Origin of the sequence: Nocardioides sp. 1609 (assembly GCF_004522105.1) — a bacterium.
Taxonomy (GTDB): domain Bacteria; phylum Actinomycetota; class Actinomycetes; order Propionibacteriales; family Nocardioidaceae; genus Nocardioides.
Genome location: NZ_SPUJ01000005.1, coordinates 573830 through 594951, shown reverse-complemented (window position 1 = coordinate 594951; position 21122 = coordinate 573830). Strand labels below are relative to the sequence as shown.

Genomic DNA, 21122 nt, shown 5'->3' with positions numbered 1-21122 from the left:
CCACGACGTCGTCCCCCGCGACTCCGCCCGACCACTCCACGGAGGCAGCGCCCGCCGTCGCACCCCACGGTCCCGACCGGCGAGCCCGAGCAGGGCGGCCGCGACCCCGTGACGCCCACCCCGCACCAGGCCCGGATGACCCGATCGGGCCATGTCGCGATCCCCGGGGTCGGAGGAGGATGACCGACGCGGCGCCTTGCGATCCGCCCGGGGGGACGGAACGCGAGGCGCCGGACCACCCGCGCTGTCCCACCCGTGCGAGCGCGCACCACCGGTGCAGCCTGCGGGCGTCCACGGTCCCGTGCTGCGGGTCCGACGACCCGGGTCAGCCGGACGCGTACTCGAGCACCATCTGCGTGGTGGAGCGTTGGCGGCGAGCCAGCTCGAGGAGTGCCCCCGGCGCCTCGCGCTCGGGGACGACGTCGGTGACGAGGTGGGAGCGCAGGTCACGGCCGCGCTCCCGCAGGAGGCGCGCCGTCTCCCCGGAGAGTCGGAGGCGGTCCCAGTCGGGCGCGAGACCCCGGGGCACGCGCCCGATCTGGGCGCACCTGATCGTCAGTCCGTTGTGGTGGAACTCCTCACCGAGGCGCAGCTCCTGGGCTCCACCCTGGTAGAACGCCAGGTCGATGACGGTGCCCTGGGGGCGCAGGCACCGCAGCGCCTCGTGCAGCACCGCGCTCCGGGCACGGCACTGCAGCACGAGGTCGGCACCACGGTCGCCGCCGGGCCCGTGACGCCAGCGGTCCTTGCACCAACGCCAGAGCTCGGCCGAGGCCGGGTCGACGGTCTCCAGCCCGAGGTTCTCGGCCACCGCCAGGCGGTGCGGATCGGGGTCGGCGACGACGACGTCGGCGGCTCCGTGCAGCTGGGCCAGCAGGGCGCAGAGCAGGCCCACGACCCCGGCGCCGGTGACCAGGACCCGGCGCCCCCTGACCCCGTCACCGAGCCCGACGGCCGGACCAGGCGCGAGCTCGGCGGCGGCGTGGAGCAGGGCGTTGGCGCAGATCGGGCCCATCTGGGCGAGGTAGATGCCGAGCACCGGGTCGACGTCGTCCGGCACCGGCACGACGACGTCCGCCGCGGAGAGGACGTGCTGGGACCGGTGGCCGTAGGCCGCACCGACCAGCATGCCCGGGGTCAGGTCGCTGCGGCGACTCTCGACCACCTCGCCGACCTCCATGTAACCCATGGCCCGCACCGGGAAGCTGCGCGATGCCCGACCCGGTACGAAGACACCCAGGTCGGGATCGCGGAACGAGGTGAAGCCGGGGTCGGTCCCCTTGACGTAGGCCAGCTCGGTGCCCGCCGAGACGCCGCTCCACCGGGTGGCGACCCGGACGCCGCCCTCCTCGAGGCCGGGAACGTCGAGGTCGAAGAAGGCGGGCTGCATCGGACCGCTCGCGCCGAGGGACCGGCAGGTGCCGGGGTCAGGCACCGGTCGCTCCCCGGCTCGCGCCCGACCGCTCGGCGGCCCAGGCGACGGCGTGGGTGCGCAGTGCCTCGGCGTAGGAGCAGCGCACGCCGTCGCTCCTGCCGGCGACGGCGTCGAGGAAGGCACGGTCCTCGGCCGCGATCGGGTCCTGGTGACTCCGTTCGGACACCGTGCCCGTCTCGCTGGTGACGGTCAGCTCGTGGTCGCCGATCGCGCGTTCGACGAGGTCGACCACGTACCCCTCGCCCACCAGCTGGACCCCCACGCGGTGGCGGGCGGGCAGCACCCGAGCCGACACCACGCTGCCGACCGCACCGGAGTCGAAGCGCAACGACACGGCCGAGGCGAGTGGGACCCGGTCCTCCGGTCCGTCACCGGCGACTGCGGGCACGTGCACGGTCGACAGGTCGCTCACCTCGCCCACCAGCAGGCGGGCGAGGTCGAACAGGTGGGTGGTCTGCTCGACCTGCTGACCACCGGATCGTCCTCGGTGCGCCCACCACGGCACGGGCGGGGTGCTGTCGAGCCAGGATCCGGTGAGCAGGAGCGGCGGCCGGTCCGAGACGAGCTGCTGGACCCGGTGCACCAGGTCGAGGTGGCGCCAGTGGTAGCCGGCGGCAGTGAGCAGGCCGGCGCCGTCGACCAGGCCGGCGATGCGCTCGGCCGTGGCGTAGTCGTGGGCCAGGGGCTTCTCGACGAGGAAGGGCAGGCCGCGCCGCACGGCAGCCTCCTCGAGGGCCCCGTGCGCGAAGGGAGGCACGCAGAACCAGACGGCGTCGAGGTCCTCGGACTCCACCAGGTCGACGCCGTCGGTGTAGGCACGAGCGTCGTGGGCGGACGCGGCCGCGGCGACGCGCTCCTCGACGTTGTCGGCCACCGCCACGACGTCGACGTCGTCGAAGCCCGCCAGGGCCGACAGGTGCTTGCCGGCGATGAAGCCGGTCCCGACGCACCCGACCCGGGTACGGCGCGTCACCGGGCCACCGTCGCCCGGGCGAGCACGTCGTCGTAGACGGCGGCGGTGGCCGCGGCCATGCGGGCGGCGGTGAACCGCTGCTCGTAGCGATGGCGACCGGCGACCGCCATCCGCCGGCGCAGGACCGGATCATCCAGCAGCTCCTCGAGAGCCTCGGCCAACGGGCCCGGACGGGCTGGGGGGACCAGGCGACCGGTGACGCCGTCCTCGACGACCTCCGAGGTGCCGATGACCCGGGTCCCGACGACGGGCAGGCCCGCGTCCATCGCCTCCATGGCCGCGAGCGGCATGCCCTCGTGACGCGACGGCAGCACGAACACGTCGGCGGCGTCGAGCAGTCCGCGGGCGTCGTGGCGGTGACCCACGAACCGGACGGCGTGCGCCACCCCGAGCTGCTCGGCGCGGTCCACGAGGACCCGGCGCAGGTGGCCCTCGCCGAGCACCACGACGACGAGGTCGGGGAAGCGCTGCAGGAGCTGGGGAACCGCGTCGACCAGGTAGCGATGGCCCTTCATCACCGTGAGCCGGCCGACCGTCATCACCACGGGCCGGCCGGGTGCGAGACCGAGCTCGCGCCGCGCCGCCGCACGACCCGGCGACGAGGCGCGAGCACGCACGCCGTTCGGCACCGTCACCACGCGCTCGGCGGGCACACCGATGTCCTCGTACGTCGCCCGCTGACGCCGTGACACCGTGATGACGCGGTCGACCGTCTCGAGCGCGGTGAGCGCCGAGGCCCGCTTGCGGTGGTCCCGGATCAGCCACGGCAGGTGCAGCGTCTGCACGATGGCCGGCACCCCCGCTGCCGCGGCCGCCCGCGCGCCGTCGAAGTTCTCGCGACCGGTGCCCACGTGGAGGTGGAAGACGTCGCTCGGGTCGCGGCGCAGGTCCTCGACGATGCCGGCGGCGAACTCGGGGTCCCGGGGGTGGCGGGTGCGTGCCAGCCGCACGCCGAGCTCCTCGGCCGGCGCGAACGTCCGCTCCGCGTTGACCGTGGGCCAGTACATCAACGTGACGCGTCGCCCCGCGCGCACGTACTCCTCGGCCAGGCAGCGCATGTGCGCGCCCATCCCCGACGGGTCCGCCGACGGCGTGTACAGGTGCACCGAGGGCGGGGCGCCGGCCGGGTCGCGCTGCGTCCGCTCCACCCGGAGGCGGGTCACGATCCCCGTGGGCGAGGTCGCCGCCGCGCGTCGGTCGGACGTCGTCGTCACGTGAGCCTCCGGACCTGTCGTTGGTGTCGCCCGGTACCCACTTGTCGTCCGGCCAACCGGTTGGTCGGAGCCCGACCCGTCGCCGTTGCAGCGGGCCGCGCAGCATCCGGTGCCAGTAGTGTCGCGGCGTGGACCCGGAACGCCCCGCACGCGCACGGGCTGTCGTGCTGGGCGGTTGGGTCCTCGCTGTCGCCCTCCTGAGTGCCGTGGTGGTCCTCGCCGACGTCGCACCGGCCGAGGTGCCGAGCGGGTCCGAGCTCGGCTGGTGGGCCTGGTCGGTCGGGTTCGTCGGCGTCACCGTCCAGGCGCTGGTGCTGCGGTGGCGGGCCCTGACCCCGGAGCGGGCGCTCGTCCTGGTGTCGGTGGTGGTGCCGTTGGCTGCCGGGGCCGGGCTGGGCGCCGCCACCGGGACGATGACGGTCGCGGTGCTCGTCGCGGTGTACCTCGTGGTGGTCGAGCGCCCGTGGCCGCGTCCGCTCCCCGTCCTCGCGGTCAGCGCGTTCCTCCTCGCGGTCGGCGAAGGGGTCCGCGCGGTCCGGGGCGAGGGCCTCTCCCCCGGCTCCGCGGGGGTCGCCGTCGTGCAGGGCGTGTCCACGGTGGTGCTGGCGGCGGTCGTCGGTGTCGTCGTCGCGACGCGCCGCGAGACCGTCACCGCTCGCGCCGACCGGCTCCGAGCCGTCGCCGGGGAGCAGGCCGCCCTGACCCAGGCTGCGGTGGCACGGCAGCGGACCGCGATGGCCCGCGAGCTGCACGACATCGCCGCCCACCACCTGTCCGGGATCGCGGTGATGACCGCTGCGCTGGACCGCCAGATCGACACCGACCCCGAGGGCGCGAAGGTCGCGGTGCGCCAGGTCCGCCACCAGAGCACCGCGATGCTCAAGGATCTCCGCAACCTCGTGGCGCTGCTCCGCGACGACGAGCCCGGCGCCGACGTCCGCAGCGTCGAGCCGGAGACCCTCGGCAGCATCCCGGGCCTGGTGGAGGGGGCCCGGGACGCCGGTCGCGAGGTCGCCCTGTCCGTCCACGGCACCGACACCGACCGGCTCGGCGACCTCGACGTCGGGCCGCTGGCCCAGCTCGCGGCGTACCGCACCGTCCAGGAGTCGCTGGCCAACGCCGCCCGGCACGCACCGGGCGCACGCTGCGAGGTCGGCGTCGACGCCCACGACCCCGACCAGGTCGTCGTCACCGTGCGCAACGGCGCGCCGCCCTCACCCGACCCGGGGCCGCTGGCGAGCACGGGCGGCGGCTTCGGGATCGTCGGGATGCGGGAGCGGGCCGAGCTCACCGACGCCCGCCTCACCACCGGCCCGACACCGGACGGCGGGTTCCTCGTCTCCCTGGTCGTGCCGACGTCGTCCTCCCAGGAGCAACCGTGAGTGGATCGTCCGGAACGACAGCGGCGGGCGTCCTCCGGGTCGTCATCGCCGACGACCAGCCGCTCGTCCGGGCCGGACTGGCCACGATGATCGGCGCCGAGCCGGACCTCGAGGTGGTCGCCGCCGTGAGTGATGGTCGCGCAGCCGTCGACGCAGCCCGCTCCCTCGGGGCGGACGTCGTGTGCATGGACATCCGGATGCCCGGCACCGACGGCATCACGGCCACCGCCGAGCTGTGCGGCCCCGACGTGGCCGACCCGGTACCGGTGCTCGTCATCACCACGTTCGACATCGACGAGTACCTCTTCGGGGCGCTCGAGGCCGGCGCTTCAGGGTTCCTCCTCAAGGACGCCGAGCCCGAGGTCGTCGTCGACGCGGTCCGCGCCGTCGCGACGGGCCACGGCATGCTCGCCAACTCGCTGACCCGTCGCGTCCTGCAGGAGATGGTCACCCGCCGGCAGACCCAGCCCGTGGTCGCGGCTCGCGCCACCGACCTGTTGACCCCGCGTGAGCTCGACATCCTGCTGCTGCTCGCCGAGGGGATGTCGAACGACGACATCGCCCGGGCGCTCGTGCTCGAGGTGTCGACCATCAAGTCACACCTCGCTCGGATGCTGCCCAAGCTCGGGGTCAAGTCGCGGCTGCAGGCCGTGGTGTGGGCCTACCAGAACGGTCTGGTCAAGACCGACCACTGAGCCGGGACGCGGCCTCCGCGGAGCCCTCGCGGCGGCGTTGCATCGAAAGGTGCAAGCCGCGCAGTTGCATCCTGCGCGGCTCGTGGGGAGGGCTCGACGTTCCTAGCGTTGTCGGTGACCAACCACCCGACCGAGGAGCCCCCGTGACCGTCACGAACCCGGTGCCCACCACACCCCTGACCGGCACCGCAGTCGCCCTGCACGACGTCCACAAGACCTACCGCAACGGGGCCGCGGTGACCGCCGCCCTGCGGGGCGTCTCGCTGAGCCTGCAGGCCGGGTCGCTCACCGCCGTCGTCGGCCAGTCCGGCTCCGGCAAGTCGACGCTGCTGCACTGCGCCGCCGGCCTCGACCGGCCGACCCGCGGAGCCGTCGTGATCGGCGGCCACGACATCAGCGCCCTCTCCGACGACGACCTGACCCGCTTCCGTCGCGACCACATCGGGTTCGTCTTCCAGGCCTACAACCTCGTCGGGCACCTCAGCGTCCGCGACAACATCGAGCTGCCGCTGATCCTCGCCGGGCGCGGAGCCGACCCCGACTGGGCGGCGCACCTGGTCGAGCGGATGGACCTCCGCGCCTTGCTCGACCGGCTGCCCGGCGAGCTCTCGGGCGGTCAGGCCCAGCGCGTGGCCATCGCTCGCGCGCTCATCACCCGACCGACCGTGGTGTTCGCCGACGAGCCGACCGGAGCCCTGGACTCCGCCACCGGCGCCGCGGTCCTGGGGCTGCTCCGCGACACCGCCCGCGACCTCGGTCAGACGGTCGTCATCGTCACCCACGACAGCCGGGTCGCGGCGGCGGCCGAGCAGGTGCTCGTCCTGTCCGACGGTCTGCTGGTCGACACCCTCGAGACGCCGAGGGCCGACGAGGTCACCGCCCGCGTGCTCGCGGCCGGCCGATGAGTGCCCTGACGGCGCGCCCCGCGCCCGCGTCGCGCACCCTGGGCCACCTGGCCGTCACCGGCGCACGAGCCAGCTGGTCCGGAGCGGTCGGGACCGGCCTCGTCCTGGCCCTGGCGTCGATGCTGACCACCCTGACCGGCGCGCTGCTGGAGTCCGGGCTCCGTGAGCCCGCCGGCGGCGGCAGCATGCTGGTGGCGCTCGCGTCGTCGTTCGCCGGGACCGCACTGGTCCTGGTGGTCATCGTGGTCGCCGCCACCACCACCCTGGCGCTGCGCCGCCGCCGCCGCGAGTTCGCCCTGCTGCGGGCCGTCGGGGCGACCCGGCGTCAGGTACGACGTCTGGTCGCGACCGAGCTGCTGCTCCTGAGTGTGGTCGCCGTACCGGTGGGGGCGGTCCCGGGACTGCTCGTGACCCGCCTCTTCGACCCGGTGCTGCGGGACGCCGGGGTGGTCGGCGCCGACTTCACCTCGACCCTGTCTCCGTTCCCGTTCCTCGGCGCGGCCGTGCTGGTGGTGCCGACGGCGATGCTGGCCGGCCTGCTCGCCGCCCGCGAGACCGTCCGGGCCGCCCCCACCGCTGCGATCGCGGAGAGCGCGGCCGAGTCCGCCCCGATCGGCGCCGTGCGCCGTGCCGCCGCGGTCCTCACCGCCGTCGCCGGCCTGGTCGCGGCGGGCACCCCGCTGGTCGTGCCCGGCACCGTCGGTGGCGCCCTCGCCGCCACGTCGGCGTTCCTGCTCATCGGCGCCGCGGCCCTGGCCGGACCGGTCCTGGTCGAGTGGACCTTCGGACGCGCCGCCCGGGTCGCCTCGGCCCGGTCCGGCGCCCCCACCCGCCTGGCGCTCGGCAACCTGCGTGGCTTCTCGCGACGCCTCACCACGGTGGTGATCCCGCTGGCCCTGGTGATCGCGGTCGGTACCACCCAGAGCACGGTCGACCGGACCGTGCAGCAGGCCGCGACCGAGCAGCTCGCTGCAGCCCTGGGCACCGACCTCGTCGCGACGTCCGCCGCCGGCCTGACCCCGGCCGACCTCGCCGTCCTGTCCGCGGCACCCGGCGTCACCGGCGTGGTCCCCCTGGCCGACGCACCGGCCCAGGTGCGCACCGACGACGCGACCGACCTCCCCGACAGCCTGGTCTGGGAGACCACCACCGTGCGAGCCGTCGAGCCCGACGTCGACCCCGCCGTGTTCGACCCCGACGTCACCGACGGCGCCCTGGGTGCGCTGCGCGCCGCCGACACGGTCGCCGTCAGCTCCGACACCGCCTTCGAGACCGGCCGCGGCGTCGGCGACACGCTCCACGTCCGCCTCGTCGGCACCGAGGTCGCGCTGGAGGTGGTGGCTGTCTACGACCGCGGCCTCGGGGTCGGTGGCCAGCTGGTCTCCCCGCAGACCCTCCGCGAGCACGGCGTGACCCCCGCCGTCCACCTCGCCCTCGTCGACACCGAGGCCGACGTCGACGCCTCGGGTCTCGTCGCGCCGAACGCCTCGAGCACGTGGGGCGACGCCGCCTCGGTGGGCGGGGTCGACACGATGCGCACCGACGACTACGTCGCCTCGGTGAGCAGTGCGGAGGCCTCGGCCCAGCACCTCTCGACGCTGCTCACGCTCGCCCTGCTGGTGTTCGTCGGTCTCGGCGCCCTCAACGCCCTGGTCCTCCTCACCGCCGGCCGGCGCGTCGAGCTGCGCCTGCTGAACCGCAGCGGAGCGACAGCACGCCAGCTCCTGGCCATGACCGGGGTCGAGGCGGTGATCACGGGCCTGGTGGCCTGGGCCATCGGCACCGCCGCCGTCCTGCCCGCCGTCGTCGGCGTCAGCGCCGGACTCCTGGGAGCCGGTGTCCCCGTCGTCGACCTCCCGACCTACGCCGTTCTCAGCGCCCTGGTCGTCGGCCTCACCGTCGCCGCCACCGTCCTCACCGCCACCCGCACCGTGCGCGCCGCGACCAGCGTCGCCCGTTGACCACCCGCACCCACCAGGAGACCGACCATGCGCCACGTCCGTACCGCCCTCACCAGCCTGGCCCTCACCGCCACGGCCCTCACCACGGTGTCGGCCACCCCGGCACCACCAGCCCGGGCGACACCCGCCCAGGCAGCGGCCACCGTCGTTGCTGCCGCCGACCCTGCACCGCCCCAGGCGTCGGGTCGTGTCCGCGACCCGGTCCAGCGGGCCCTCGACCAGCTGGTGGAGAAGGACGGCTTCCCGGGCGCCACGGCCGCGGTGCGCGACCGCAGCGGTGAGGTCCGCACCTACACCGCCGGCGTCGGCAACCTCGCCACCGGCGCACCCGTCCCCCGTGGTGGCCGCGTGCGCATCGCCAGCAACACCAAGATGTTCACCGCCACCGTCGTCCTCCAGCTCGTCGGCAAGGGGCTCGTCGACCTCGACGCACCCGTCGAGACCTACCTCCCGGGCTTGATCCGCGGCCACGGCAACGACGGACGCAGGATCACCGTCCGCATGCTGCTCCAGCAGACCAGCGGGCTCCCGGACTACGACACCATCGTCCTGGACGCCGGCGGCTCCCTCGCCGACGTCGCCCACACCCACTTCGAGCCCCACGAGCTCCTCGACGCCGCCCTGGCCGAACGCCGCCACTCCCGGCCGGGAGTCACGTGGGAGTACAGCAACACCAACTACGTCGCTCTCGGTCTCCTCGCCCAGCGCGTCACCGGTCGCCCGATCGGCGAGCTCATCACCCGGCGTGTCGTCGAGCCGCTCGGGCTGCACGACACCTACTGGCCGCGGCTCGGGGAACAGGGCATCCGCGGCCGCCACCCCCACGGCTACCTCGCCGATGCCCCCGGCGCCCCCTGGCAGGACCTCACCCGCCTCGACCCCTCCCTGGGCTGGGCCGCCGGTCAGCTCGTCTCCACCCCGAGGGACCTCGGGAGGTTCATGGCGGGCCTCCTCGGTGGGAGGCTGCTGGCTCCCGCCGAGCTCACCGAGATGCGTGACACCGTCGCCGCACCTCGCTTCGACGCCGACCCCGGCTGGCGCTACGGCCTCGGGCTGGCCCGCCACCGCACCGGGTGCGGAGCCGTCGGTTGGGGCCACGGCGGCGACATCCAGGGATTCGAGACCCGCAACCTCGTCACCGACGACGGCAGGTGGGCCGTCGTCACCGTCACCGGCCTGCCCACCTCCCTCGAGCAGGTCAGCCACGTCAGCGGCGCCGTCGACACCGCGATCTGCGCCACCGGGTGACCTGACGACGGCCCGCCCGTCGGTCCGGGCCGCGCGACCGGTCCGGCGATCTCCACCACCGGGTGAGCCGCGGGTCCACGGGTCCGACCACACTCGTCCCAACCGCGTCCCGTGTTCACTCGTCCCCCCAAGCGAACACGGGGCGCGGTTTCCCGACGGGCCAGCCTGGCGTCAGCTCGCGTGGCGGGACTGCGTCGCGTCGTGCTTCTGGACGACCTCGTACCCCTCGAGCAGGCCCTGGTGCACGCCCCACAGGACGGCCTGGACCCGGGTCGTGACCCCGATCTTGCGGTAGGCGGTCCTGATGTAGGTCTTGATCGTGTTGATGCCGAGGTACAGCTCGGCGCCGATCTCCTGGTTCGACCTACCGTTCGTGACGAGACGGATCACGTCGAGCTCACGAAGCGTGAGGTCCTCGACGGTGGTGGTGCGGTGGGTGATCAAGAGGTGATGGGCTCCTTAGCCTGGTGGTCTCCCAGAGTGACCCCCGCCGGTCCCGGCCACCAACTCGAACCGGCGGATCTACCCCAGGGGGTGACCGGTGCGGTCAGCGACGTCGGGCCCGTGCGGCTCGGCGGAGCACGACGAAGGTGGCGGCGCCGCCGAGCGCCCAGGACCCGCCGACCACGAGCGGGTCCAGGGCATGGTGCCCGGCGTCCGCCCGACCGCGCCCGATCCGAGAGCGCCACCCGTGGTGCTCGAGCTCGGCGACGATGCCGGTCTCGGTGACGGGGTCGTCGGGGCGCAGGGTGGCGAGGGAGCGCAGCACCGCGCCTCGGGCCTCGACCCGGTCGGCGGCCATCAGCAGCAGCCAGTGAGCGGCCCGCGCCTCGCTGTAGCGGCGGTAGGCCAGGCGCCGGATCGTCCCGGAGAGCCCGTGGAGTGGCTGGGCGGTGCCGTAGACCGGCGGCAGGGTGCCGTGCTCGATGGAGCGCTCACGGGGCTGCAGCTCGGGCTGGCGCTCCGGGAACCGCCACCTCACGCCGGGCAGGTCGAGGTCGCGCCGCTCGCGGGGCACCTGGGGTCGGTCGGCGGGGTCGAGGTCGACGCCCCAGCCGGGGATGCGAGCGCGCAGCTGCTCGCTCGTCTCCGCGGGCGGAGCCTTGTCGGGGGTGTAGGTGTACTCGGGGACGCCCTCGACCTGGTGGTCGCTCATGCCGCACCGTCCACGACGATGATGGGCTTGATGATGCCGTCGAGCTTGGCCGAGAACGCGTGGTACGCCTCGCCGATCTCCTCGAGGGGGAAGCGGTGCGTGACGACGTCGTTGGGCTTGAGGTGGCCGGCGCGGACGTGCTCGAGCAGTCGTGGCCACTGCCGTTTCGCGGGCGTCTGGTTCATGTTGATGGTCAGTCCCTTGTTGAGGGCGTCGCCGAACTTCACCGCGCTGAACAACGGTCCGTAGGCCCCGACGACCGAGACGGTGCCGCCCTTGCGGACACCGTCGATGGCCCAGTTGAGCGCGACCGGCGACCCGCCCTGCAGCTTCAGCTTCGCCGAGGTGACGTGCATCAGCAGGTTGCCGTCGGCCTCGGCGCCCACGGCGTCGATCACGACGTCGGCGCCCAGGTGGTCGGTGATCCGCTTGAGCAGCACGACGATGTCGCGGTGCTCGACGAAGTTGTAGGTCTCGGCGTGGGCGAAGGTGCGTGCCTTCTCGAGTCGGTCGTCGAGGTGGTCGATCACGATGACGCGCCCCGCCCCCATCAGCCAGGCCGACTTGGCCGCGAAGAGCCCGACGGGGCCGGCGCCGAGCACGACGACCGTGTCGAGCTCACGGATGTCGCCCAGCTGGGCCCCGAAGTAGCCGGTGGCGAGCGCGTCGGTCATGAGCACGGCGTCCTCGTCGTCGAGCCAGTCCGGGACGAGCGACGGGCCGACGTCGGCGAACGGCACGCGGACGTACTCCGCCTGGCCGCCGTCGTAGCCGCCGGCGGTGTGGGAGTAGCCGTAGATGCCCCCGACGGCGGTGGCGTTGGGGTTGACGTTGTGGCAGTTCGAGTAGAGGCCGCGGGTGCAGAAGTAGCAGGACCCGCAGAACACGTTGAACGGCACCATCACCTTGTCGCCGACCGTCAGCTCCTGCACCGACGGACCGACCTCGTCGACGATGCCCACGAACTCGTGCCCGAACGTGTGACCGACCCGGGTGTCAGGCATCATCCCGTGGTACAGGTGCAGGTCGGACCCGCAGATCGCGGCCCGGGTGACCCGCACGATCGCGTCGTTCGGGTGCTCGATCCGGGGACGAGCCTTCTCCTCGACCCGGACCCGGTAGGGCCCCCGGTAGACCATCGCCTTCATCGTGGTGCCTCCTGGGGCTGGGGTGTGGGGTCGGTGCTGCTCCGAGGTCGTCGACGCCAGGTGGTGCGAGTCGTGGCGCCGGACGGTCGTCGGGTCGCCCGCCGTCTCGTCCCCAGTGCCCATCGAGGTCGAGGATCCCGTCCTCCCTGTGGGTGACTCGCGAGCTCGGACGCGGGGAGCAGGTCGGGAACGAGGCCTCCCGCGACCCGGCAGGCGGACGCCCGGACGACGGATCCGGGGCGCGGGCCGCTGCACGGCGAACCGCACCTCGAGCATCGAGGGACGGTCAGTCGCCCCAGCGCAGGTGGTAGGCCACCAGCGGCTGCATCGCGGTCAGCAGGTCGCGACCGCGCGGGGTGAGCCGGTAGCGCACCGACACCGGCGTCGTCGGGATCACCTCGCGCTCGACGACGCCGTGCTCCTCGAGCTCGCGCAGGCGGGCGGTGAGCAGGCGCGCGGAGAGCCCCTCGACCGCCGCCTCGACCTCCTTGAACCGCGTCGCCCCACGGCCGAGCGCCAGCATGATCGCGCCGGTCCACCGGCGGCCGACGAGCTCCAGGCCCGCCGTGGCCTCACGGCAGGTGGCGTCGTCGATCAGGCCCTGGCGGTGGTGGGTCGAGCCAGTGGTGGTCACTTACTCATCGTAAGTCGGTTATCCACGGTTGGCAACGCGTCGTCGAGCGACGCATCCTGGAGACATGCCCGACTACGGTCACCCCCTCCGCTTCGGATCCTTCATCACCCCGACGGCCGCCGCACCGCGACGACCGGTCGACCTCGCGGTGCTCAGCGAGGAGCTCGGCTACGACCTCGCGACCTTCCAGGACCACCCCTACCAGCCGTCGTTCCTCGACACCTGGACGCTCATGTCGTACGCCGCCGCACGCACCGAGCGGATCCAGCTCGCCGGCAACGTGCTGAACCTGCCGCTGCGCCCGCCGGCCGTGCTCGCGAAGTCGGTGGCCAGCCTCGACCTGCTCTCCGGCGGCCGCGTCGCGCTCGGGCTGGGCGCGGGCGGGTTCTGGGACGCGATCGAGGCGTACGGCGGGACCCGTCTGAGCCCGGGTGAGGCGGTGGACGCCCTGGACGAGGCGATCACGATCATCCGCGGCATCTGGGACACCTCCGACCGGTCGGTCCTCGCCGTCGACGGCGCCCACCACCGGGTCCGCGGCGCCAAGCGCGGCCCGGCACCCGCCCACCCGGCACCGATCTGGCTCGGGGCGCTCAAGCCGCGGATGCTCCGCCTGATCGGCCGCGCGGCCGACGGCTGGCTGCCGTCGATGCCGTGCCTGCAGCCCGGCGACCTCCAGCGCGGCATGGGCGTGATCGACGAGGCGGCCAGGGAGGCCGGCCGGGACCCCGCCGAGGTCGTGCGGCTGCTCAACATCACCCCCGACACCGGCGCCGACGACCTGGTCCGGCTCGCCGTCGAGGACGGCGTCAGCACCTTCGTCGTGATGGGCGACGACGAGGGCGGGTTGCGACGCTTCGCCGCACTGACCGGCGAGGTCCGCGACCGGGTCGCCGAGGCCCGCGACCGCTCCGGGGTGCGCGAGCGCGGCCGGGTCCGTGGTCCCGCGTCCCTGGCCGGGCGGCTCCCCGGCATCCGGTACGACGACCTGCCGCCCGAGCTGGCCGAGCGCGCGGTCGAGCCGGGCGACCCGGCGTACGCGCGCTACCGGTCGAGCTACCTCCGCGGCGGCGCGCCCGGCCTGGTCCTCCGCCCGCAGGACGTCGCCGAGGTGCAGGCGGCCGTCGCCGTCGCCCGCGAGCACCGCCGGCTGCCGCTCGGCGTCCTGTCCGCGGGGCACGGCATCTCCGGCCGCTCCCTCAACCACGGCGGCCTCGTCATCGACGTCGGCGCGCTCGACACCGTCGAGGTGCTCGACCCCGACACGGGCCGGGTGCGGCTCGGACCCGGCGCCCGGTGGGCCGACGTGGCCCGCACGCTCGCACCGCACGGGCTCGCGATCAGCAGCGGCGACTACGGCGGCGTGGGCGTCGGCGGGCTCGCGACCGCCGGCGGGATCGGCTGGTTCGCGCGCAGCCACGGTCTGACCATCGACCACCTGACCGCGGTCGAGATGGTCCTGGCCGACGGCCGGGCGGTGCGCGCCAGCGCCGACGAGGAGCCCCACCTGTTCTGGGCCGTGCGCGGCGCCGGGGCCAACTTCGGCATCGCCACCTCCTTCGAGCTCACCGCCCACCGGGTCGGCACGATCGCCTTCGCCCAACTCGCCTTCGACGCCGGCGACACCGCGACCTTCCTGGAGCGCTGGGGACGCAAGATCGAGGCCGCCGACCGCAGCGTCACCGGCCAGGTGATCCTCGGGGCGCGCCACGGCGGACAGCGGATCGCCCAGGCGATGCTGGTCGTCGACGCGGACGACCCCGACACCGTCGTCGAGCGCCTGCAGCCGATCGCCCGGATCGCCCCGCTGCTGCAGCAGCAGGTCGCGCTCACGACCTACGACCAGGTGATGGGCCTGTACAGCAGCGACGGGCCCCAGCAGGGCCGCGGCGAGCCGCACACCCACTCCGGCCTGGCCGACCACCTCTCCCCCGCGCTCGCAGCCGAGGTCGCGGACCTCCTCGACGCGGGCACGTCGTCCTTCTTCTCGATCCGCGCGGTCGGCGGCGCGGTCGCCGACGTGCCGAGCGGTGCCACGGCGTACGCCGGCCGCAGCGCGGCGTTCTCGCTCTCCGGCTTCGGCACGGGCTCGGGGTTCGACACCGCCTGGGAGCGGCTGGTCCCCCACCTGTCCGGCAGCTACCTGAGCTTCGAGACCGGTACCGGACCGCGGTGGCTCGAACGCGCCTTCCCACCCGCCCACCTCGCCCGCCTGCGCGACCTCAAGCGCCGCTACGACCCCACCGGCCTGTTCCGCGACAACTTCTTCATCGAGCCGGCGAGCGACGCAGTCGAGGGTCCCGCCGCCTGAGGCGGGCCGATCGGCACCCGGCTCCAGGTCGTCAGGCGCGGGTGGCGAAGAACCAGCGGACACCGTCGTGCGTGTCGAGCCGACGGGTCTCGGAGGCCTGGACCTCGGTCGCCACGTGCGCATCGGGTCCCAGGAAGGCCCTCAGGTCCTCGGCGATGTCGACGACGTCCTGGTCGCGATCGGCCGGGGACCCGTGCGGTGCCTGGACCACCAGGGTGACGTCGAAGCCGTCCACGCGCACGCCGAGGGCGTGGACGTAGCTCGGCACCAGCCCGAGTGCGGCCTGGGAGGCCTGCGCCACGACGTGGTTCGTCCAGGTCGGTGCCTGCCGTGGGTCGTCTGGGGTCGGGTACGCCACGACACACAGTGTGCCGCGGAACCGGCGGGCCGAGACACCCGGCGACCGTCGCCGGGGCGCTGGCCGTCACCGACGGGATCGGGTCCGCGACGCAGCCGGGTCACGGGCGGGCGGGCTCGGTGCCGCCCGCCCGGACCGGTCACGGACCTCCGGGTCCGTGACCGGTCGCGGGTCGGTGGTCAGCGGCGACGCACCACCTTGGTGGTCGGGTCGCTCGTCACCGTCCGGCTCGCGTAGCCGTCCTTGGTGCCGGTCACCCGCACGGTGATCCGCTGGCCGCGGAACGCGGGGCGCACGGTGAGCCTCGTCGCTGCCACACCGCGGACCAGCCGGCCCGCGACGTACCACCGCACGCGCAGGTCGACCGGGGCCGGGCCCCACCGTCCCGTCCGCACCGTGAGGACGCGACCGACGACCGGCCGGCCGCGCAGGACCGGTCGGCGGGAGACCAGCCGGCCGGGGACGACGGTCCGCGCGGCGGAGACGGCCGTGCTGGACGACGACCCGCTCCCCCGGCCGGTGACCTCGACCGTGAGCCGCGTGCCGACCAGCTGCGGACCGAGCCGGAGGGTGCGACCGGTGGCGCCGGCGACCGGCCGGCCGGAGGCGAGCCACCGGTAGGTCAGCGACCTGCCGGCTGGCCAGCGTCCCGGCTCGGCGGTGACGAGCTGGCCGACGCGTGCGGTGCCGCGGATGCGGGGCGTGCCCGGCGTCGGCGCGCCGGGTGCCTCGACGGTGACGGTGCGGACCTCGGAGACGTCGGTGCCGCCGAAGGGTCCGGTGGTCTCGACGTACCAGCCGTGCTCCCCGGGCTCGACGTCCCAGGTGACGGTGCGGGTCGCGCCCGACGGGACGTCGCGCAGGACCTCGATGTCGGTGGTGGTCAGGACGTCGGCGCGGAAGGAGTCCGTGGCCAGGGTCTTCGTGACCGGCGCGATCCCGGCGGCGGCGTACGGGATCTCGAACTCCTGGTGCTCCGGCGCCAGCGACGGGTCGTCGGAGTCGAAGTCGTCGAGGGACGGGGAGTAGGTCCGCACGACGATCCGCCCGCCCTCGTTGTCGAAGTGGAGCAGGCGCAGGTACCCGAGACCGCCCTCGGGCAGCCCCTGGTAGTCGAAGAGCATCGAGTAGACGGTGCGGTCGGCGGTGCCGTCCCCGTCGTCGTCGAACTCGTCGGTGCGGGTGAACGCGTCGTGGTAGTGACCCGAGGAGACGGCGAAGACGTTCGGGTTGGTCGCGACCACCTCGTCCTGGATCCGCTGCGGGATCGGGCCGAGCCCGCCCGTGGTCAGCATGAACTCGTGCAGGTTGATCCAGACCTTGCGCTCGGGGTAGCGCGCGATGACCTCGTTCATCCAGTCGATCTGCTCGTCGCCGGGGCCCCAGCCCATGTAGAGCATCAGGAAGTCGACGCCGTGGGCGCTGACGAGGTCGTAGTGGCCGCGGTTGTCCTGCAGCGACCCGCCGTACCAGGGGTTGGCGGCGTAGCGGTCCTCGCCGAACCACCGGGAGTACTCGGTGTAGTCCTCCTCGGCGCCACTGACGTCGTGGTTGCCGGCGAGGACGCCGTAGGGCAGCCCGGCCGCGTCGAGCGGGCGGTACGCCGAGTCGGCGTTCTCCCACTGGCGCTGCTCGCGTGCGACGTTGACGATGTCGCCGGTGTGGATGACGTACTGCAGGTTGAGCTCCTCGCGCTGGTCGAGGAGGAACCGGTTGATCGCCAGCTGGTGCTTGTAGAAGTCCTGGGTCTCGTTGTAGTACTGCGTGTCGGACTGCCAGCCGATGGTGAAGTCGTACTCCGAGCGCGGCGTCGCGGCGTCGGCGTACGGCGTGGGGTTGCTCTCACGGCTCGAGCCGGGCGTCCCGGCGAAACCCTCCGAGTGCTGCACCAGAACGGTGACCTCCCCGTCGACGACGTGACCGGCGGTCGGGACGGTCGCCTCGAGCACGAAGGGCTCGGCGTCGGTGGTGACCGTGCGGGCCACCTCCTCCCAGGCCCCCGACGCGCTGTCGCGGACGTACAGCAGGACCTTGGCGCCGGCGTTGGCCGCGCCGTCCCAGCGCAGCCGGACGGAGGCGTCGGCCCCCGCGTCGGCCGGGACGGCGACGGTGAAGAGCTGGTAGGGCAGCTCGGTCTCCGAGGACACCTCGTGCGAGATGCCGTCGGTCCCGGCGACCTCGGCCAGCTCGGCGTCGCTCAGCACCACCCGGTCGTCACGGTCGAGGCTCGCGGCGTCGTCGGTGGAGCCGGCGTAGGCGCCGACCTCCGCGTCGGTCGGCACGAACGTGTGGCCCTCGCGGAAGGCCATGGTCAGCTCGTCGCCCTCCGGCGAGCCGGCGGTGGCGCGCAGCTCCACGCCACCGGCGTCCACCACCGCGCCGTCCTCCGGCGCCTGCAGGGTGGTGTCGGGTCGCTCGTCGGCGGTGGTGAAGTCGATCGTCCGGGTGACCTCGTTGCCGACCCGGTCGCGGGCGGTGATCACGACACGGTGCGGACCGGGGGCCAGCTCCAGCGAGCTGGTCGTGGACGGCAGCGTCACGGGCTCGCCGTCGAGGGTGGCCGTGACCGCGTCGGGCCCGAGGCCGGCGCCCGCGTCGGTCGCGGTCGCGTCGACGACGACCTCGCCGCGGTAGCGCCGTCCGTCGGTGAGCGAGGAGGAGACCGACGGCGCCGTGTTGTCGACGCGCACGGTGCGGGTCACCGACTCCGCACCCGACGTGGCGGTCACGGCGTGCGCGCCGTCGGCGACCGCCGTGGTGTCCCAGGCATGGGCCACGGAGTCGAAGGCGTCGTCGGGCAGGGCGAAGGTGGCGGTGAAGTAGACCTGGCTGGCGTCGGAGAAGCCGATCCGCGTCGCCGGGTCGGCGGGGCAGGCCCGCACCGTCTCGGCCTGACCCTCGCCGGCGCCGCCGCACCGCACCGGGCGCAGCACCCGGCCGTCGGGCAGGGCCAGGCGAAGGTTGAGGGCGGAGAAGTCGTCGTTGTTCTCGTTCGGGTCGGGCTGCGGGAAGGCCTTGGTGCCGGCGTAGATGCCGACGGTGAGCTCCTCGCCGCGCACGGCGCGCTCGATCGGCACCGGCGCCGTGATGGTCTCGATCCGCTCGTAGAGGCCCTCGTCGAACACGGCGAGGACGTCGTCGCCCATCCGGACGCCGTTGCGGAAGAACGCGTCGGTGTTGGTGGCCTCGAAGGCGAACACCGGAGCGTCCTCGAGGGCGGGCACCAGGGGGGCCACCGGCGCGCCGTCGACGGTCAGCGCGAGCCCGGCCGGGTCGGCGTCGGTCGTCGCGGAGAGCCGCGTGGTGCCGCCGACGTACTGGTCGTCGGCGACGTTGAGCCGGACGGGAGCGGGCGCGCCCTCGTCGAGGACGACGCGGACCGGCCCGAACGTCGTCGTGGTGACGCCGTCGGTGGTGCGGAGCGTGTACTCGACCCAGCGCTTGCCGTACAGGTCGACCGCGGGGATCTCGTAGGCGTAGCGGTCGGGCGCGCCGAAGCGCAGGAACCGGCTCGAGGGCTCGTCGACGTCGGTGTCGGTGGTCAGCTCGACGGTGCGGACCAGGTGGTCGTCGGTGACACGGAAGTCGAGCGCGAGGCCGTCGGTATCGGGGGCGTCGGTGCTGCCCGTCAGGTCGGCGACGACCGGACCGGTCGTGTCGACCGGCGTGGGCACGAGGCCGGCCGGCACCTGCGTCGGTGCGGCGTACCCGGGGGTGGCGGTGGCGGTGCCGATCTTGGTCTGCCTGGTGCCGCTCTCCCAGCGGTACTGCAGGGGCTGGTCGGCGACCGTGTCGGCGTCGTCGAGGTAGTAGGCGCGGCTGATGTCGTGACCGGAGTTGGTGAGCACCTGGATGCCGCGCAGGCCGGCGTTGGCCATGCCACCCGACACCATCTCGACCAGGTCGACGCCGGCGGTGAGGTGCGCACCGAAGTGGGCGTTGAAGTCGGCGGCACCGAGCGCGGCGTTCTGGGCGTTCTTGACCCACAGCACGAGCGTGCGGCCGGGCTCGATGACCGGGTCGGCGGGGACCGCCGGCCAGAGCGCGCTGCTGGTCGTGACCTCGTTGGCGTCGGTGTAGAGGTAGTTGATCGTGTAGTCGGCGAAGTCGACCGGCTCGTCGGAGGCGTTGTAGACCTCGACGAACTCGTAGCCGTCGCCGGTGCCGACGTTCGTGGTGTCCGGCGCGACCTCGGTGACCTGCAGCAGGGGGGCGCTCAGGGTGGGGTCGGTCGGCGGCGGCGGTCCCTGGTCGGGGACATCGGGGCCACCGGGCTCCTCGGGCGGCTCCGTGGCCGGCGGCACGAGCTGGGCGGGGTCGACCACGCCGGCGGTGAACGGCGCGAGGTCGGCGGTGACCCGGGTCAGGCCACCACCCGCGGCCGGGACGCCGAAGTGGGTCGAGGCCATCGCGGTGGCGGTCCGGGCCGGGAGGAACGACCAGGTCAGCGGCGTCCCACCCGCGTCGACCCGGATGCCGCGGTTGCCGCCGTTGGCCATGCCGGGCTGCCCGGTGGCGTGGAGGACGAGCGCGTCGGCCGGTGCGCCGACCGCGGCGCGGAACTCGGCGTCGGTGCGGGCGAAGCTGTCGACGTTGCCGCTGGCGTACTGCAGCCAGACGAGGGCGACCCCGCGGGCCGGGATCGTCACGGCCGCGTCGGAGATCGTGAGCACCTTGTCGTTCGCGCTGGTGCCGGTGTCGCTGAAGATGTAGGAGAACCCGTAGCCCTGGCTGACGTCGATCGGCGCGGACGTGGTGTTCGCGACCTCGAAGAACTCGTAGGTGTCGTCGCCGGTCAGGTCGGGGGCGATCTCGGTCACGACCAGGCTCGGGGCGACGCCCGGCTCGGCGGGCGGGTCGGTCGGCGGGTCGGCGACCGCGCCCACCTGCGCCGGGTCGACGGTGCCGGGGGTGGGCACCTGGCGCTGGGCGAAGACCGCGAGCTGGGTGGAGCCCGCGGCGGCCGGGACGCCGTAGGTCACCGTCTGGTCGGACCCGACGTCGGCGGCGGCCCAGGTGATCCGCGAGACCTCGACCCCACCCTGCGTGAGGTACATCGAGGTGCCGGTGTTGTTCAGCCCGTCCTGCCCGGTGAGGTGGGCGAGGGCGTAGTCGGTGCCGGCGCCGAGACCCGCGTAGAAGGCACGGAACTGCTCGTCGGTCAGCCGGGCGTCGGTGCCGCCTTCCGAGGTGGCGTCGCGGTACCGGCTGTTCTTGGCCCAGAGGACGACGGTCCCGTGCGCCGGCACGACCGTGCCGGGCTCGTAGGCCAGGGTCCGCGGCGTCGACCCGCTCAGGTAGACCACGGCGACGTCGGCCGCGGTCAGGTCGATGGCCGCGTTGGTCGTGTTGTGGACCTCGACGAACTCCCACGCGTCCAGGGAGGCGCCGTCGGAGCCCGGCTGGTTGCCGGAGTTGACGTTGACCTCGGTGATCATCAGGGACGGCGGTGGCACGGCAGCCGTCGCGGCAGGGGGTGCGACGACGGCCAGCACCCCGGCGGTGAGGGCGGCGCCGACGGCGGCGGCGACGAGGGGGCGGGCGAACGAGCGGTGTGACACGGGCATGCGGAGGATCCACCTTCTTCTCGGGACCCGCGGACTGTCGCAGCACCCAGGTGCGGTCAGCGGAACGCGAGATGACCCACCGGTGTCTCCCGGACGTCGAACCGACGCCGCGGACGGCGCGTGCCCCGGGTGCGT

At 74.0% G+C, this 21122-nt stretch carries 15 protein-coding genes; 6 read left to right on the top strand and 9 right to left on the bottom strand.

Annotation, left to right across the window (positions count from 1 at the left end; translation table 11 throughout):
- Window positions 1–325 precede the first annotated feature (325 nt).
- From E4623_RS16635 to E4623_RS16625, 3 genes are read right to left on the bottom strand one after another with little or no spacing between them, the layout of a single operon-like run.
- Window positions 326–1435, bottom strand: a complete 1110-nt coding sequence (locus E4623_RS16635) for a zinc-binding alcohol dehydrogenase (protein WP_209020713.1) — start codon at window positions 1433–1435, stop codon at window positions 326–328.
- The gene (locus tag E4623_RS16630) at window positions 1428–2408 is read right to left on the bottom strand and encodes a Gfo/Idh/MocA family oxidoreductase (RefSeq protein WP_134767642.1); all 981 of its coding nucleotides are present in this window, start codon (window positions 2406–2408) and stop codon (window positions 1428–1430) included. Before E4623_RS16630 ends, E4623_RS16635 begins: the two co-directional genes overlap by 8 nt.
- Window positions 2405–3622: a glycosyltransferase family 4 protein gene (locus tag E4623_RS16625; protein ID WP_134767641.1), complete on the bottom strand. Its 1218-nt coding sequence runs from the start codon at window positions 3620–3622 to the stop codon at window positions 2405–2407. The genes E4623_RS16630 and E4623_RS16625 overlap by 4 nt, the downstream gene beginning before the upstream one ends.
- Window positions 3623–3750: 128 nt before the next feature.
- On the opposite strand from E4623_RS16625, the gene E4623_RS16620 reads away from it, so the two are divergent.
- The 5 genes from E4623_RS16620 to E4623_RS16600 all read left to right on the top strand — a co-directional run bounded on the left by E4623_RS16620 (window position 3751) and on the right by E4623_RS16600 (window position 9813).
- The gene (locus E4623_RS16620; RefSeq protein ID WP_134767640.1) at window positions 3751–5004 is read left to right on the top strand and encodes a histidine kinase; all 1254 of its coding nucleotides are present in this window, start codon (window positions 3751–3753) and stop codon (window positions 5002–5004) included.
- The gene (locus tag E4623_RS16615) at window positions 5001–5699 is read left to right on the top strand and encodes a response regulator transcription factor (RefSeq protein WP_280633667.1); all 699 of its coding nucleotides are present in this window, start codon (window positions 5001–5003) and stop codon (window positions 5697–5699) included. The genes E4623_RS16620 and E4623_RS16615 overlap by 4 nt, the downstream gene beginning before the upstream one ends.
- Window positions 5700–5842: 143 nt before the next feature.
- The gene (locus E4623_RS16610; protein WP_245155124.1) at window positions 5843–6604 is read left to right on the top strand and encodes an ABC transporter ATP-binding protein; all 762 of its coding nucleotides are present in this window, start codon (window positions 5843–5845) and stop codon (window positions 6602–6604) included.
- Window positions 6601–8565 carry an FtsX-like permease family protein gene (locus E4623_RS16605; protein ID WP_134767639.1) on the top strand — a complete coding sequence of 655 codons (1965 nt, stop codon included), beginning with the start codon at window positions 6601–6603 and terminating at the stop codon, window positions 8563–8565. The genes E4623_RS16610 and E4623_RS16605 overlap by 4 nt, the downstream gene beginning before the upstream one ends.
- A gap of 27 nt (window positions 8566–8592) precedes the next feature.
- Window positions 8593–9813, top strand: coding sequence for a serine hydrolase domain-containing protein (locus E4623_RS16600; RefSeq protein WP_134767638.1), 1221 nt, complete (start codon window positions 8593–8595; stop codon window positions 9811–9813).
- A gap of 171 nt (window positions 9814–9984) precedes the next feature.
- Here E4623_RS16600 and E4623_RS16595 read toward each other — a convergent pair whose 3' ends face one another.
- The 4 genes from E4623_RS16595 to E4623_RS16580 all read right to left on the bottom strand — a co-directional run bounded on the left by E4623_RS16595 (window position 9985) and on the right by E4623_RS16580 (window position 12751).
- On the bottom strand, window positions 9985–10257 hold the full coding sequence (locus tag E4623_RS16595) for a LuxR C-terminal-related transcriptional regulator (RefSeq protein ID WP_134767637.1): 273 nt from the start codon (window positions 10255–10257) through the stop codon (window positions 9985–9987).
- A gap of 103 nt (window positions 10258–10360) precedes the next feature.
- Complete coding sequence (locus E4623_RS16590; RefSeq protein WP_134767636.1) at window positions 10361–10969, bottom strand: hypothetical protein; 609 nt, start codon at window positions 10967–10969, stop codon at window positions 10361–10363.
- Window positions 10966–12117 carry a zinc-dependent alcohol dehydrogenase gene (locus E4623_RS16585; protein WP_134767635.1) on the bottom strand — a complete coding sequence of 384 codons (1152 nt, stop codon included), beginning with the start codon at window positions 12115–12117 and terminating at the stop codon, window positions 10966–10968. The genes E4623_RS16590 and E4623_RS16585 overlap by 4 nt, the downstream gene beginning before the upstream one ends.
- A gap of 286 nt (window positions 12118–12403) precedes the next feature.
- Window positions 12404–12751 (bottom strand): helix-turn-helix domain-containing protein, encoded by a 348-nt coding sequence (locus E4623_RS16580; RefSeq protein ID WP_209020712.1) that lies wholly within the window; start codon window positions 12749–12751, stop codon window positions 12404–12406.
- A 64-nt stretch (window positions 12752–12815) separates the two neighbouring features.
- On the opposite strand from E4623_RS16580, the gene E4623_RS16575 reads away from it, so the two are divergent.
- Complete coding sequence (locus E4623_RS16575) at window positions 12816–15062, top strand: LLM class flavin-dependent oxidoreductase (protein ID WP_134767634.1); 2247 nt, start codon at window positions 12816–12818, stop codon at window positions 15060–15062.
- A gap of 31 nt (window positions 15063–15093) precedes the next feature.
- Here E4623_RS16575 and E4623_RS16570 read toward each other — a convergent pair whose 3' ends face one another.
- Entirely contained in the window at window positions 15094–15420 is a 327-nt protein-coding gene (locus E4623_RS16570; protein WP_134767633.1) for a hypothetical protein, read from the bottom strand.
- A gap of 179 nt (window positions 15421–15599) precedes the next feature.
- Window positions 15600–20987: a lamin tail domain-containing protein gene (locus E4623_RS16565; protein WP_134767632.1), complete on the bottom strand. Its 5388-nt coding sequence runs from the start codon at window positions 20985–20987 to the stop codon at window positions 15600–15602.
- Window positions 20988–21122 lie beyond the last annotated feature (135 nt).